The 12,933-nt window shown below is 73.5% G+C and carries 14 protein-coding genes; 2 read left to right on the top strand and 12 right to left on the bottom strand.

The features are described from left to right. The first annotated feature begins 202 nt into the window (after nt 1-202). Complete coding sequence (locus JOE68_RS21180; protein ID WP_307819787.1) at nt 203-1,198, top strand: M23 family metallopeptidase; 996 nt, start codon at nt 203-205, stop codon at nt 1,196-1,198. Nucleotides 1,199-1,279: 81 nt separating this feature from the next. Here JOE68_RS21180 and JOE68_RS21175 read toward each other — a convergent pair whose 3' ends face one another. From JOE68_RS21175 to dprA, 3 genes are all read right to left on the bottom strand, one after another. Next, entirely contained in the window at nt 1,280-2,107 is an 828-nt protein-coding gene (locus JOE68_RS21175; protein ID WP_239564497.1) for a FliA/WhiG family RNA polymerase sigma factor, read from the bottom strand. A 181-nt stretch (nt 2,108-2,288) separates the two neighbouring features. Continuing rightward, nucleotides 2,289-3,269, bottom strand: coding sequence for a tyrosine recombinase XerC (locus JOE68_RS21170; RefSeq protein WP_204844032.1), 981 nt, complete (start codon nt 3,267-3,269; stop codon nt 2,289-2,291). A 33-nt stretch (nt 3,270-3,302) separates the two neighbouring features. Beyond that, nucleotides 3,303-4,451 carry a DNA-processing protein DprA gene (gene dprA / locus JOE68_RS21165; RefSeq protein WP_204844031.1) on the bottom strand — a complete coding sequence of 383 codons (1,149 nt, stop codon included), beginning with the start codon at nt 4,449-4,451 and terminating at the stop codon, nt 3,303-3,305. Nucleotides 4,452-5,571: 1,120 nt separating this feature from the next. Between dprA and JOE68_RS21160 the strand changes: the two genes are divergently transcribed. After that, nucleotides 5,572-5,991: a hypothetical protein gene (locus JOE68_RS21160; protein WP_204844030.1), complete on the top strand. Its 420-nt coding sequence runs from the start codon at nt 5,572-5,574 to the stop codon at nt 5,989-5,991. Between the two features lie 91 nt (nt 5,992-6,082). Here the strand turns inward: JOE68_RS21160 and JOE68_RS21155 are convergent, their stop codons facing one another. The 9 genes from JOE68_RS21155 to rimM all read right to left on the bottom strand — a co-directional run bounded on the left by JOE68_RS21155 (nt 6,083) and on the right by rimM (nt 12,933). Next, entirely contained in the window at nt 6,083-7,603 is a 1,521-nt protein-coding gene (locus JOE68_RS21155; RefSeq protein ID WP_204844029.1) for a YifB family Mg chelatase-like AAA ATPase, read from the bottom strand. Between the two features lies 1 nt (nt 7,604). Beyond that, nucleotides 7,605-7,961 (bottom strand): YraN family protein, encoded by a 357-nt coding sequence (locus JOE68_RS21150; RefSeq protein ID WP_204844028.1) that lies wholly within the window; start codon nt 7,959-7,961, stop codon nt 7,605-7,607. A 225-nt stretch (nt 7,962-8,186) separates the two neighbouring features. Further along, nucleotides 8,187-8,510, bottom strand: coding sequence for a DUF2469 domain-containing protein (locus tag JOE68_RS21145; protein ID WP_015104440.1), 324 nt, complete (start codon nt 8,508-8,510; stop codon nt 8,187-8,189). Further along, nucleotides 8,510-9,304, bottom strand: coding sequence for a ribonuclease HII (locus tag JOE68_RS21140; RefSeq protein WP_204844027.1), 795 nt, complete (start codon nt 9,302-9,304; stop codon nt 8,510-8,512). The genes JOE68_RS21145 and JOE68_RS21140 overlap by 1 nt, the downstream gene beginning before the upstream one ends. A 9-nt stretch (nt 9,305-9,313) precedes the next feature. Further along, entirely contained in the window at nt 9,314-10,216 is a 903-nt protein-coding gene (lepB, locus tag JOE68_RS21135; protein WP_204844026.1) for a signal peptidase I, read from the bottom strand. Between the two features lie 4 nt (nt 10,217-10,220). Continuing rightward, nucleotides 10,221-11,135, bottom strand: coding sequence for a signal peptidase I (lepB, locus tag JOE68_RS21130; protein ID WP_204844025.1), 915 nt, complete (start codon nt 11,133-11,135; stop codon nt 10,221-10,223). A gap of 35 nt (nt 11,136-11,170) precedes the next feature. Further along, nucleotides 11,171-11,530: a 50S ribosomal protein L19 gene (gene rplS, locus JOE68_RS21125; protein ID WP_204844024.1), complete on the bottom strand. Its 360-nt coding sequence runs from the start codon at nt 11,528-11,530 to the stop codon at nt 11,171-11,173. 160 nt (nt 11,531-11,690) lie between these two features. Then, a complete protein-coding gene (gene trmD / locus JOE68_RS21120) occupies nt 11,691-12,428 on the bottom strand; it encodes a tRNA (guanosine(37)-N1)-methyltransferase TrmD (protein WP_204844023.1) in 738 nt (245 codons plus the stop codon). After that, nucleotides 12,418-12,933, bottom strand: coding sequence for a ribosome maturation factor RimM (rimM, locus tag JOE68_RS21115; RefSeq protein ID WP_204844022.1), 516 nt, complete (start codon nt 12,931-12,933; stop codon nt 12,418-12,420). The genes trmD and rimM overlap by 11 nt, the downstream gene beginning before the upstream one ends.

The following is a 12,933-nucleotide window of genomic DNA, read 5'->3' as shown; positions in this document are numbered from 1 at the left end:
GCTTACACGGGCCGCGCGTCGAGTGTACGCCGCACCGGCTCCGAGAACCGAACCGACCCCTGGTTGTCCACAGCCCCTCGCTCTGTCCACAGTTCCGGAAGACCCCCTGGCGGCCCCACCCACCCCGGGCCAACGTGGACCCATGCCCCCCAACCCCGGAAAACCCCTGCTCCCAGCCCCACCACCCACCACGTCGGCACCGGTGCCCGTGTCGGTGTCGGTGCCGCCGCCGGTGCCGGTGCTGTCCCCGGTGCCGCCGGTGCCGGTGCCGGTGTTGTCGCCGGTGCCGCCGGTGCCGGTGTCGGTGTCGGTGTCGGCGCTGTCGCCGGTGCCGCCGGTGCCGGTGTTGCCGCCGGTGCCGGTGCCGGTGTTGCCGCCGGTGCCGGTGCCGGTGTTGCCGCCGGTGCCGGTGCTGTCGCCGGTGTCGGCGGCGGCGCTGGCCGTGATGCTGGCCGTGGCCCTGACCGCGGTGTCAGCCGTGGTCCCGGCGGCGACCCCGCCCGCGTCGGCCCGCCCGTCCCGCTTCGGCTGGCCGCTGGCGCCACCGCACCCGGTGCTGCGCCCCTTCCAGGCCCCACCGGTCCCGTACGGCGCGGGCCACCGGGGCGTGGACCTCGGCGGCCCGCCGGACGCCCCGGTCCTGGCGGCAGCCGACGCCACGGTGGTCTTCGCCGGAACGGTGGTGACCAGGCAGGTGGTGTCCCTGTCCCACGCGAACGGCCTGCGCACCGCCTACGAACCGGTGAAACCCCTGGTCACCCGAGGCCAACGGGTAGCGCGGGGCACACCGATCGGCACCCTCCGACCAGGCCACGGGGGCTGCCCGACCCCTTGCCTGCACTGGGGTGCCCACCGCACGCTCACCAGCCACCTCCGCCACTACCTCGACCCACTCGACCTCCTGCGAACCACCCGCGTCCGCCTGCTCCCCCTCGACCAGTCCCAGCCCCGTGCGAACACCCAACCCGATTTCCGAACCCACGGATTCACGCACCCGCGCCTACCCGTGGCGCGAACAGTCGAGGGCCGCGTGGCAGCCGGAGGGCGCGGGAAACCGGAAAACCCGGCCGGCCGGGAAGCAAGAACAGCCGGAAGACGAAGGCGACGAAAGGCAAAGGCAGCCGAAAGACAAGGCAGCCGAAAGGCAAGGCAGTCGACAGGCAAGGCAACCGAGGACAGCGCGCAGCCGGAACAGTGAGGTGCTGGAAGGTTGCGCAACCGGAACAGCGCGCAACCGGGGACGAGGCATCGGGCTTCGGGGTGTTCGGCGGGAGGCGGATCAGGCTTCGAGCTGTTCGTTGAGCTTGGTGCGCAGCCGCAGCACCGCTCGGGTGTGCAGTTGGCAGACCCTGGATTCCGTCACGCCCAGGACCTTGCCGATCTCGGCGAGGGTGAGGTTCTCGAAGTAGTACAGGGTCACCACGACGCGGTCGCGCTCGGCGAGCTGCGCGATCGCGTCCGCGAGCTGGCGGCGGCTGTCCTGGTCGACCAGGGTGGCGATCGGGTCTTCCGCGTCCTCGTCGGGCAGCGACTCGGCCAGTGACGCGCCGGCGCCGGCGCTGCGGCCCGCCGCGATCAGCTCGTCCAGCGCCACCACACTGGTGAGCTGGAGCTGCGCGTACAGCTCCCGCAGCTCACCCAGGCCGATCTTGAGCTCGGCGGCGAGTTCGCGGTCGGTCGGCGTGCGCTGGAGGCAGGCGCCGAGGCGTTCCAGGGCGCGTTCGACGTCGCGGGCCCGGCTCCGGACCGATCTCGGCACCCAGTCCTGCGAGCGCAGGTCGTCCAGGATCGCGCCGCGGATGCGCTGCATCGCGTACGTCTCGAACTTCAGGCCGCGCTCGGGCTCGAACTTCTCGATGGCGTCGACCAGGCCGAAGATGCCCGACTGGATCAGGTCGGCCACGTCCACGTGGGCGGGCAGCCCCGTGCCGACGCGGCCCGCCACGTACTTGACCAGCGGCGCGTAGTGCAGCACCAGGCGGTCGCGGAGGAACTGCTCGTGCGATTGGCCGTAGGTGTGCCAGAGCGCGATGATGCCGGCTTCCACGTCGTCGGCCGTGCGCGACTCCGAAGCGGGGTGCGCCGGTCTGCCGAGGGGCGAGGTCATGACGTGCCCGTTGGACGGGTCGTCGTCATCGGCCGACCCCGGGTACCGGGACTCGTCGAGCTGGTGACCGTTCGTCCCGGTCGGGGCGTGCACGGCCGAGTCCTGCGCCTCCGACGAGGTCCCGACGCGCGCGGCGGTGGGAGAGGTCACGGTTGCGGTCCGCGAACCTCCCCCTGCGGCATCAGGAGCGGGGGTGGGTTCGGTCATGGATCGCCTTCAGCCGTTCGACGGTGACGTGGGTGTAGAGCTGAGTCGTTGCGAGCGTAGCGTGACCGAGAAGCTCTTGGACGGTGCGCAGGTCCGCTCCCCCTTCCAACAGGTGCGTGGCCGCGGTGTGGCGCAGCCCGTGCGGCCCCGTGTCGGCCGCTCCGGGCACCGCACCCACTACATCGTGAACAACTCTCCTGGCGGTACGCGGATCGAGCCGGCCGCCGCGCGCGCCGAGGAACAGCGCATTCGGTGAACGGTCGCTGACCAGCGCCGATCGGCCGCGTTCCACCCAGCGCCGTACTGCCCGTTCGGCCGGAACGCCGAATGGGACGGTGCGTTCGCGCCTGCCCTTGCCCAGAACCCGAATCACCCTTTGGGAGTAGTCGACGTCACCGAGGTCGAGACCGCACAACTCGGCGACGCGAACACCTGTCGCGTACAGCAACTCCACCACGGCCTTGTCACGCAGCGCAACCGGATCGCCCTGTTCCGCGTCGACTTCCGCAGCCGACATCACGGCCTCCGCCTGGTCCGCCCGCAGCACGGCGGGCAGGGTGCGGTGCGGCCGGGGAGCGGCGAGCCGGGGACCCGGGTCGTCGGTCAGCACACCCGTCCGCGTCGCCCACGCCGTGAACGCGCGGGCGGAGGCCGCGCGCCGGGCCAGCGTCGTCCGGCTCGCGCCCGCCGAGTGCTGGGCGGCCAGCCACGACCGGAGACCGGCCAGGTCGATCGCCTCCACCGCGGCGTCGTCCGGGGCCCCGGACGCCAGGTGGACCAGCAGGGACACCACGTCGGCCAGGTAGGCCCGAACCGTGTGCGGCGAGAGGGAGCGCTCCAGCGCCAGGTGGCGTTCGTAGCCGTCCAGGGCTTCCGCGACGTCGCTCGGCAGCTCGCGACGCAACCCGACAAGATCGACACGACGAGTTCGAGCGTGCGGCGGCGGCGGGCACATAGCCCCTGACGCTGCGCCTCCCGACGCACTTGGTCAAGTACCGCCACGCCGGCACCCCTCGTGAGAGCGCTTCCACCCGGCATCCACTCGTTCGGCCAACCGCACCAGCTCCAGTTCGGGCAACAGGGCCCGAACCCGCGGCAGCGCGACCCCGGACTCCACCGCCACGGCCTCGGCGGTCGCGCCGGAACCCAGCGGCAGCGCCTCGAACACCCGCAGCGCCTCGCCCTGTGGAAGACCGGCTTCGGTGCTCCGCGTGGCTTCGACGAGGTCCACCCCGAGCCGCCCGGTCGACTCGATCACCTCCGCCACGCTGCTGACCGCCAACGCCTCCCCCGACCGCAGCAGCTCGTGGCAGCCGGCCGAACTCGCCGACGTGATCGGCCCCGGCACCGCCATCAGCACCCGCCCCAGGGCCGCCGTCGAGGCCGCGGTGTTCTTGGCGCCGCTGCGCTTCCCGGCCTCCACCACCACCGTCCCCTCGCCCAGGGCGGCGATGAGCCGGTTGCGCGTCAGGAAGCGGTGTCGGGCGGGCCGGCACCCCGGCGGGTACTCGCTCACCACGAGGCCGTGGTGCGGGATGCGTTCGAGCAGGCCCTGGTGACCGCGCGGGTAGGCGATGTCGACGCCGCAGGCCAGCACGGCGATGGTGGGCCCGCCCGCGGTCAGCGCGCCGCGGTGCGCGGCGCCGTCGATGCCGTAGGCGGCCCCGGACACCACCGTGACACCGGCCTCGGCCAGCCCGAACCCGAACTCGGCCGCGACGTGCTGCCCGTACCCGCTGGCCGACCGGCTGCCGACGACGGCGACCGCCCGCTCGGCCAGCCCGGCCAGCTCCCCGCCACCGCGCACCCACAGCGCGAGCGGCGCCAACCCGCACCGCAGGCCGTGCGCGGCGGCCATGGTGAGCGCGTTGAACGGCCACTCGGGCCACTCGTCGTCCTCGGGGACCACCAGTCTGCCGCCCGACTCGGCGACCGCGGCCAGGTCTTCCGCGGCCCTGTCCTCGGCGCGCCGGGCAGACGTCTCGCTGTCGACCGCGCCGGAGACCTCCCCCTGCCGCACCAGGCGCGCCGCGCGCACCGGCCCGACCTCGGCGACGAGAGCGGCCAACGCCGCCGCGGGCGGTTCCGCGACGCGGGAGAGGTAGGCGCGCGCCAGTCGGACGGCGTCGTCACCCACGGCACGCCGCCGACGGACACCGCCCAGCACACGCCGCCCAGCACACCCGACCGGATCGCGAACAGCCCCGCACCGAACCGCGACAGGCGGCGACCCGCTGCCCGCAGCCGGGTTTCGGCCGCAGCAACCAGACGCTCACGACGGCGCCCAGCCAGGACTGGGGCCTCCGACACCGCCGACCGCACCCCGCTCCGCACCCCGCTCCGCGACCGACGGCCGCGCAGGCGCGTGCTCCGCGCACACCGCCGGGCGGTTGCGGACCACCGTGGGGGGACGGGGAACCGCACCGGTGCCGGGCGTCGGCGCCCGAGGGAGCGGACCGCTGCGGAACGCTGCCGTTCCGCACACCACAGCAGCACCCTGTCGCGCCGTCGCAGGCCCGGTGGGCCTTGCACCACTCGCCGCAGACCTTGACGGCAGCGCCCTCGCGTCGGACTCCCGGGCCCGAGGAGAGCTCGGTGCGACCGGCTGACTGCCCGGCCGAACACCCGGGCGAACCCGCAGCCGGTGATGTGGTCGGGGTGCCGGGGGATGGTGCGCTTGCGGGCGGCGCGGGGTGAACGGGCGGCGCCTGGTTGGCGGGTGGGGTGGCGACGGACGCCTGGGTGGGGGCCGCTTCGTTGCGGGTTTCGGTCGGCCCGCCCCCTATGGGTGGTGGGAGGGCAGGGGGCGGGGGTGGATCGGGTGGGCGGTTCGCGGAGGTGGGCCAGTGATGAGGCGGAGCGGGGTCGGGGGGCGTGGGCGAGCCGGGGTGCGGTTCGAGCGGGGTCGCCGCCGGGCCGGGGTGGTGGGGTGCGGCTTGTCGGGGAGCTGTGGGCTGGGGCGGTGAGAGGTGCGGTGACGGGAGGTGCGGCGGTGCGAGAGGAGAGGGCGGCGGGGTCGAGGCGGTCATGAGGGGTCTCCGATCGGTGACGGGGCGGTCGGCGGGGCGGTTGGCGAGGCGGTCGGCGGGGCGTCGGGGAACGGGGGGATGGACCGCGCTGACATCCGCCTGGTCGGTTGGCCGAGGGACCGGCGGGCCTCGGGCTCGGGGGCGGCCAGGCGGCGCAGCCTGGGGCGGCCGGCGTACGGACCGTGGCGCAAGGGCAGCGGGACGGGGGCCGGCATCGGGGGTTGGGGGATGGGCAAGCGGGTCAGCCGGGGGTCTGATGGGTGGTTGTCCGAAGGCTTGGCGGTGGAGGGCGTGCCGTCGAAGGGCCTCCGGACCGAGGGGGTGACGGCGGAGCGGGTGCTGCTCGCCCGGTCGGCGTCGAGGAGCGCGCTGCCCGAAGGTTCGGTGCACGAGGGCCTGCCGCCCGCGAAGACGCCGCCGGCAGACCTGCTGCCCGACAGTTCGGCATCGGGGTGCGCCGCCCCGGAAGAGGTGGTGTCGAAGGGGCCGGCGATGAGAGGGCTTGTGCCGAAGAGGCCGTTGCTGAACGGATCGGTGTCGAGGGGATCAGTGCCGAAGGGGCCGACGCCTCCGGCGTCAGTGCCGAAAAGGCTGGTGCCGGGGGAATCTGCACTGGGGAAGGCGGTGCTGCTGGGGCCGATGCCGTAGGGATCGTGGACACGGGGGCCGGTGCCGCCTGGACCGTGGACGCTGGGGCCGGTGCCCGGGAGGTTGGTGCCGCACAGGGCGGGGTCGGTGGTCACGGCCTTCTCCGCTCCCGGAATTCGAGGGCCGCCGCCACGTGGTCCGCCGTCGGCTGCGGCGTCTCCGCCAGGTCGGCCAGCGTCCACGCGACCCGCAGGCACCGGTCGGCTCCTCGGCCGGTCAGGGCGCCCAGGGCCAGGGCTCGGTCGAGCAGGGTCGTCGCCTGCCTCGGCAGGCGGAACTCCCGCCGCAGGGCCGGACCGGGGACCTCCGCGTTCGTCCGCCAGCCGTGGGCCGCCCAGCGGTCGCGGGCCCGCGTCCGCGCCTTGAGGACCCTGGTGCGCACCACCGCCGTCGGCTCCGGGTCGGCCACCTCGGCGGCCATCATCGCCGTCAGCGGGCGCATGGTCACCCTCAGGTCCACCCGGTCCAGCAGCGGGCCGGAGAGCTTGGCCTGGTAGCGGCGCTTCGCCGTCGGCACGCAGATGCAGTCGAGGTCCTTCGGCGGCGCGCAGGGGCACGGGTTCGTCGCCAGGACCAGCTGGAAGCGGGCCGGGTACCGCGCGATGCCGTCGCGGCGGGCGATGCGGACCTCGCCCTCCTCCAGGCAGGTGCGCAGCGAGTCGAGGTTCCTGGCGCCGAACTCGCAGGCTTCGTCGATGAACAGGACGCCGCGGTGGGCCTGGCTCACCGCCCCCGGCTTCGCCAGGCCCGTCCCGCCGCCCACCAGCGCCGCCGTGGACGTGGACGGGTGCAGGGAGACGAACGGCGGGGTGTCCACCAGCGGGGTCTCCGGGGTGAGCAGGCCCGCGACCGAGTGGATCGCCGTCACGCCGATCGCCTCGTCCGCCGACAGCGGCGGCAGCAGGCTCACCAGGCGCTCGGCCAGCATCGTCTTGCCGGAGCCGGGCGGGCCGGTGAGCAGGATGTGGTGGCCGCCCGCCGCCGCCACCTCCAGCGCCCACCGCGCCTCGGGCTGGCCCACCACGTCGGACAGGTCGGGGCCCGGCCGGGACAGCGCGGGCCTGGGCCGCTGGCCGCCCGGTTTCGCCAGGGTGTCGTCGTCGCCGTTCAGCCACGCGATCACGTCGGCCAGCGTCGACGCGCCGCGCAGGGTCAGGCCCTCGACCAGGGCCGCTTCGGGCAGGCACGCCGTGGGCACGATCGCCGTCTCCAGGCCGGCGCGGCGGGCCGCCATCAGCGCGGGCAGCACGCCCCGGACGGTGCGCACCCGGCCGTCCAGGGCCAGCTCGCCGATGAGGACCGTGCCCGGCAGCCGGTCCGCCGGGACCGCCTGGGCCGCGGCCAGGACCACGCACGCCAGGGCCAGGTCGTAGCCGGAGCCGCCCTTCGGCAGGGTCGCCGGGGACAGGCCCAGGGTCACGCGCTGGGTCGGCCAGCTGTGGTCGCTGTTGCGGACCGCCGCCTTCACCCGGTCCTTCGACTCGTGCAGCGCCGCGTCCGGCAGGCCCAGCAGCTGGGTGCGGACCACGCCCGCCCCGACGTCCGCCTCGATCTCCACCGGCACGCCGTCCACGCCGAACAGCGCCACCGACCACGCTCTCGCCAGCGCCATGTCAGGCACCCCGCAGGTGGTGCAGGCGGACGGGCCCGGAACGCGGCCAGAGGACGCCCACCAGGTCGCAGCGGATCGCCAGGCGGTGCAGGCCGTGCAGGTCGCGCCAGCGCCGGGCCAGCGCCCGGACGCGCTCCAGCTTGGCGGGCGAGACGGTGTCGAGCGGACTGCCCCGGCCCGTGCCGGAGCGGCACTTCACCTCGCACACGACCAGGCGGGCGCCGTCGGTCGCGACGACGTCCAGCTCCCCGTCGGGACAGCGCCAGTTGCGGTGCAGCAGCGCCAGGCGCTCCTGTCGGCGCAGGTACTCGCAGGCGACGTGCTCGCCGAGGGCGCCCAGCTCCTGTGTGGTCGGCATCGGTGGCTCCGGCTTCGGTCGGGGTCGTGACGTGCTCGACTGTGCCGAAGCGGATCTAGCGGAGCCAGGCGCCGACCGGGATCTGTGGACAACCGGAGGGCTGTGGACAACTCCCGTCCCGGAGCCCGGGAACGGCCGAATTGTCGGAGTCGTGTGATATTGCCGCGATGCCGCGGAGGGGCTCACCCGATTTCCGGGTGAGCCCCTCCGCGGTTCACGTGGCGATCAGGAGTTGAACGGGCCGTCCTCGGGCAGCCGCAGGTCGGGCTTGTCCAGTTCCTCGACGTTGACGTCCTTGAAGGTGATGACCCGGACGTTCTTCACGAACCGGGCGGGCCGGTACATGTCCCAGACCCACGCGTCGGACATCCGCACCTCGAAGTAGACCTCGCCGTCCGCGTTGCGGACCTGCACGTCCACCGAGTTGGCCAGGTAGAACCGCCGCTCGGTCTCCACGACGAACGAGAACTGGCTGACGATGTCGCGGTACTCCTTGTACAGCGACAGCTCCATCTCGGTCTCGTACTTCTCGAGATCCTCTGCACTCATTACGCCTCCGCGCGGGTGCTCATCGAATCCGCGCCCCTCCTCGTCGCGAGCCTGCCACCGCTGGTCTGCGGCGATGTTCCATTCTGGACCACGGTGGGGGAAAGCACGTCACGCGCCACCCGGTGCGGCGGCGCCATGCCCAGCCGCGCTCCCGCGGACGCCACGTTCGCATACGACCAGCGGTGCTCCGCGCTCGGCCCGTGCTCGAGCAGCGCGGCGGTGTGGTCGGCCGTGCTGTAGCCCTTGTGCACGTCGAACCCGTAGACGGGCAGCTCCTCGTGCAACCCGGCCATGATCCGGTCCCTGGTGACCTTCGCCAGCACCGACGCCGCCGCGACGCACGCGGCCACCCGGTCGCCCTTGACCACCGGCGTGTTCGGCGCGGTCAGCCCCGGCACCGGGAAGCCGTCGGTCAGCACGTAGCCGGGGTGCGCGGACAGCCGCGCCACCGCCCGGCGCATCCCCTCGACGTTCGCCACGTGCACGCCGACCAGGTCGACCTCCCAGGCCGGGATCACGACCACCGCGCGGTCCAGCGCGCGGTCGAGCACCAGGTCGTACAGCCGGTCGCGGGCCCGGGCGGTCAGCAGCTTGGAGTCGGTCAGCCCCTCGAACCGGGCCGCGTCACCCGACCTGAGCACGCACGACGCGACCACCAGCGGCCCGGCGCACGCTCCGCGCCCGGCCTCGTCCACCCCGGCCACGGGTCCCAGGCCGCGCCGGTCCAGCGCGGCCTGGAGCGCCCAGGTCCCCGCGGCCCGCCGGACCTGGGCACGGGGCGGCTTGCGGATCACCACCCGACCCTATCCCAGCCGGGATCGCCGGATCCGCGCCCTCACCCGCCTGCCCAGCAGCAGCACGGGCCACGCCGCCGCGAGGCCCACCCCGGCGGGCACGGCGTCCTGCCACGCGGGGGCGCCGATGGCCACCGCCTGCGGGTCGTGGTCGCCGACGCCGCCCCACCGCGACGGCGGCAGCACGATCACCCGCGCCTTGCCCACCACGTTGTCCACCGGGACCAGCCCGCCGAGCCGCCGGTCGCCCTGGCAGCGCGAGTCGCACGAGTCGTTGCGGTTGTCGCCCATCACGAACAGGAACCCGTCGGGGATCTTCAGCTCGTCGAACGACTCCTGGAAGCTGCCGCGCCCCGGCTCCCAGTACACGTACGGCTCGTCCAGCGGCTTGCCGTCGACCAGCACCCGGTTCCTGTCGTCGCAGCACTTCACGGTCTGCCCGCCGACCGCGATGATCCGCTTGACGAAGTCCTCCTCGTTCGCGGTCGGGATGCCGATCAGCGAGCCCAGCCCCTGGAAGAACCCCACCACCGGGTTGGGCGGGTCGGCCGGCGCGAAGTCGTTGTTGATCCAGCTGTCCGGGCCGTGGAACACCACCACGTCACCCGGCGAGGGGTCGGTGAAGTCGTAGGTGAGCTTGTCCACCAGCACCCGGTCGCCGAAGCAGGGCGACGCGCAGCCGTGCAGCGTCTGCTCCATCGACTCCGAGGGGATCATGTAGACGCGCGCCAGGAACGTCTGGATCAGGAACGCCAGCCCGACCGCCACCACGACCAGGATCGGCAGCTCCCGCCAGAACGACCCCTTCCGCTTCTTCTTCGACCGCTCGCGGAACTGCTCGATCTTCTCCTCGTCCGAGGCGCGCTCGGGCTCCTCGTCGGACGAACCGCGGGAAGGTGCGACGTCTACCACCGGCTCAGCGTACCGATCCGGGCTGTGAGGCCCTGGTCAACCGGGTGCGCAGCCTGCGCCCGAGGAACACCACCGGCCACGCCGCGAGCAGGCCCGCGCCCGCCGGGATGCCGGCCTGCCACGCGGGCGCGCCCAGCGCCACGGCCTGCGGGTTGTGGTCGCCGACGCCGCCCCACCGCGACGGCGGCAGCACGACGGCGCGCGCCTTGCCGATCACGTCGGACTCCGGCACGGTCCCGTTCACGCCGCCACCGCCCTGCCGGCGGGAGTCGGTGGAGTTGGTGCGGTTGTCGCCCATCACCCACAGCTGCCCCTCGGGCACCTTGACCGCCTCGAACGCGTCGTGGTCCTCCGGGCCCGTGCCGGGCTGCCAGTAGACGTAGGGCTCGTCCAGCGGCTTGCCGTCGACCTTCAGCCGGTGCTGCTCGTCGCAGCACTCGACGGTCTGCCCGCCCACGGCGATGACGCGCTTGACGAAATCGCGCTCGTCCGGCGGCGCGAGGCCGACCAGGGACAGGCCGGATTGGAAAATTCGCACGATCGGGTTATCCGAACGGGGCGATTCGAAGTCGTTCGCGGTCCACGCGGGCGGCCCGCGGAACACGACGACCTCGCCCGGCTCGATGTCGGTGAAGTCGTAGACGAGCTTGTCCACGAGCACCCGGTCGCCGAAGCAGGGCGAGGTGCAGCCGTGCAGCGTCTGCTCCATCGAGGCCGACGGGATGACGTAGACGCGGGCCAGGAACGTCTGGATCAGGACGGTGAGCACCAGCGCCGTGCCCAGCAGCACGAGGATCTCGCGCCAGAGCGGGGCCTTCTTCCTCGGCTTGCCCCTACCGACCGATGCCGAGTCCGGGGTGGACTCGGCATCGGGTTCCCGACCGTCTTCGCCAGCGGAGCTGCGCACGGGTTCTGCCACGATGGGCAGGCTACTGGTAGAACGTGAACCCGGCGTCAGGAGGCCGGCTTGGCCTCGCGCTTCTCCTTGATCTTGGCGGCCTTGCCGCGCAGGTCGCGCAGGTAGTACAGCTTCGCCCGGCGGACGTCGCCGCGGGTGGCGACCTCGATCTCGGCGATGTTCGGGGAGTGCACCGGGAAGGTGCGCTCGACGCCGACGCCGAACGAGACCTTGCGGACGGTGAAGGTCTCGCGGATGCCGCCGCCCTGGCGGCGGATCACGACGCCCTGGAACACCTGGACCCGCTCGCGGGAGCCCTCGATGACGCGGACGTGGACCTTCAGCGTGTCGCCCGGCCGGAAGCTCGGGATGTCGGAGCGCAGCGACTGGGCGTCAAGAGCGTCCAGGGTGTTCATCGGTGGTCCGTCCTCGTCCTCACGTGTACGTACTCCCCCGAGGCGCGAGACGTCTCGACTTGCACATCGCGCGGGGGCGGGCTTGCGGCGCACGCCGGACGACCCGGGTGCAGCAACCTGTCCAGTGTGCCAGATGGGTTGCGGCCCGACGAAATCGGGCCTATCGCAGCTCGTCGAGCAGCTTCCGGTCGTGCTTGTCCAGCGCGTCCTCCGGCAGGGCCTCGACCAGCTCGGGGCGGCGCTCCCACGTGCGGCGCAGCGACTGGTCGCGCCGCCAGCGGTCGATCGCCCGGTGGTTGCCCGACCGCAGCACGTCCGGCACGGCCAGGTCGCGCCAGACCTCCGGCCGGGTGTAGGCCGGGCCCTCCAGCAGCCCGTCGGAGAACGAGTCCTGCGCGGCCGACGCCGGGTTGCCCAGCACGCCGGGCAGCAGCCGGGCCACCGCCTCCACGATGACCAGCACCGCGACCTCGCCGCCGACCAGCACGTAGTCGCCGATGGACACCTCGTCCACGCGCATCCGCCGCGCCGCGTCGTCCACCACGCGCTGGTCGATGCCCTCGTAGCGACCGCACGCGAACACCAGGTGCGGCTCCGCGGCGTACTCGTGCGCCAACGCCTGTGTGAAGGGCCGCCCGGCGGGCGTGGGGACGATGAGCCGCGGGGGCTCCCCCGCGCACACGGCGTCCAGCGCCTCGCCCCAGACCTGGGGCTTCATCACCATGCCGGGACCGCCGCCGTACGGGCTGTCGTCCACGGCCTTGTGCACGTCGTGCGCCCAGTTCCGCAGGTCGTGCACGCCGAAGCTGATCAGGCCCCGGTCGACGGCCTTGCCCAGCAGCGCGGCGCGCAGCGGGTCCAGGTACTCCGGGAAGATCGTGACGACGTCAATCCGCATCGAGCAGCCCCTCCGGCGGGTCGAGCACGACGCGACCGCCGGCGACGTCCACGGTGGGCACGATCTCCCGGACGAACGGGACCAGCACCTCGTCGTCCGCGCGGCGGACCACCAGCAGCTCGCCGCCCGGGCCGTGCACGATCTCCAGGACCGTGCCGACCTCGGTGCCGTCCACCAGCTCGGCCCGCAGGCCCTCCAGCTCGTGGTCGTAGAACTCGTCCGGGTCACCGGTGGGCGGCAGGTCGGCGGTGCCCGCGAGCAGCAGCGTGCCGCGGAGGGTTTCGGCGACGTCCCTGGTCAGGACTTCCTCGAAACGCACCAGCAGCCGCCCGGAGTGGTTCCGGGCGGCTGCGACGGTGAGGGTGCGGGACGTGCCGTCGCGCAGCTGGGCGACCAGCGCCGAGCCGCGGGCGAACCGCAGCTCGGGCGAGTCGGTGCGCACGTCGACGGCCAGCTCACCGCTGATCCCGTGCGCCTTGGCCACTCGGCCGACGACGACGTCCAC

Source organism: Saccharothrix algeriensis (genome assembly GCF_016907655.1).
Lineage (GTDB): Bacteria > Actinomycetota > Actinomycetes > Mycobacteriales > Pseudonocardiaceae > Actinosynnema > Actinosynnema algeriense.
The sequence above is the reverse complement of the archived record's forward strand: the minus strand, read 5'-3'. Positions and strand labels throughout refer to the sequence as shown.

Coding starts and splice junctions, on each gene's coding strand:
- JOE68_RS21175 (WP_239564497.1), bottom strand. CDS start 2,107: ATGACCTCGCCCCTCGGCAGACCGGCGCACCCCGCTTCGGAGTCGCGC.
- JOE68_RS21170 (WP_204844032.1), bottom strand. CDS start 3,269: ATGTGCCCGCCGCCGCCGCACGCTCGAACTCGTCGTGTCGATCTTGTC.
- JOE68_RS21160 (WP_204844030.1), top strand. CDS start 5,572: ATGGGCAAGCGGGTCAGCCGGGGGTCTGATGGGTGGTTGTCCGAAGGC.
- JOE68_RS21155 (WP_204844029.1), bottom strand. CDS start 7,603: ATGGCGCTGGCGAGAGCGTGGTCGGTGGCGCTGTTCGGCGTGGACGGC.
- JOE68_RS21150 (WP_204844028.1), bottom strand. CDS start 7,961: ATGCCGACCACACAGGAGCTGGGCGCCCTCGGCGAGCACGTCGCCTGC.
- JOE68_RS21145 (WP_015104440.1), bottom strand. CDS start 8,510: ATGAGTGCAGAGGATCTCGAGAAGTACGAGACCGAGATGGAGCTGTCG.
- rplS (WP_204844024.1), bottom strand. CDS start 11,530: ATGAACACCCTGGACGCTCTTGACGCCCAGTCGCTGCGCTCCGACATC.
- trmD (WP_204844023.1), bottom strand. CDS start 12,428: ATGCGGATTGACGTCGTCACGATCTTCCCGGAGTACCTGGACCCGCTG.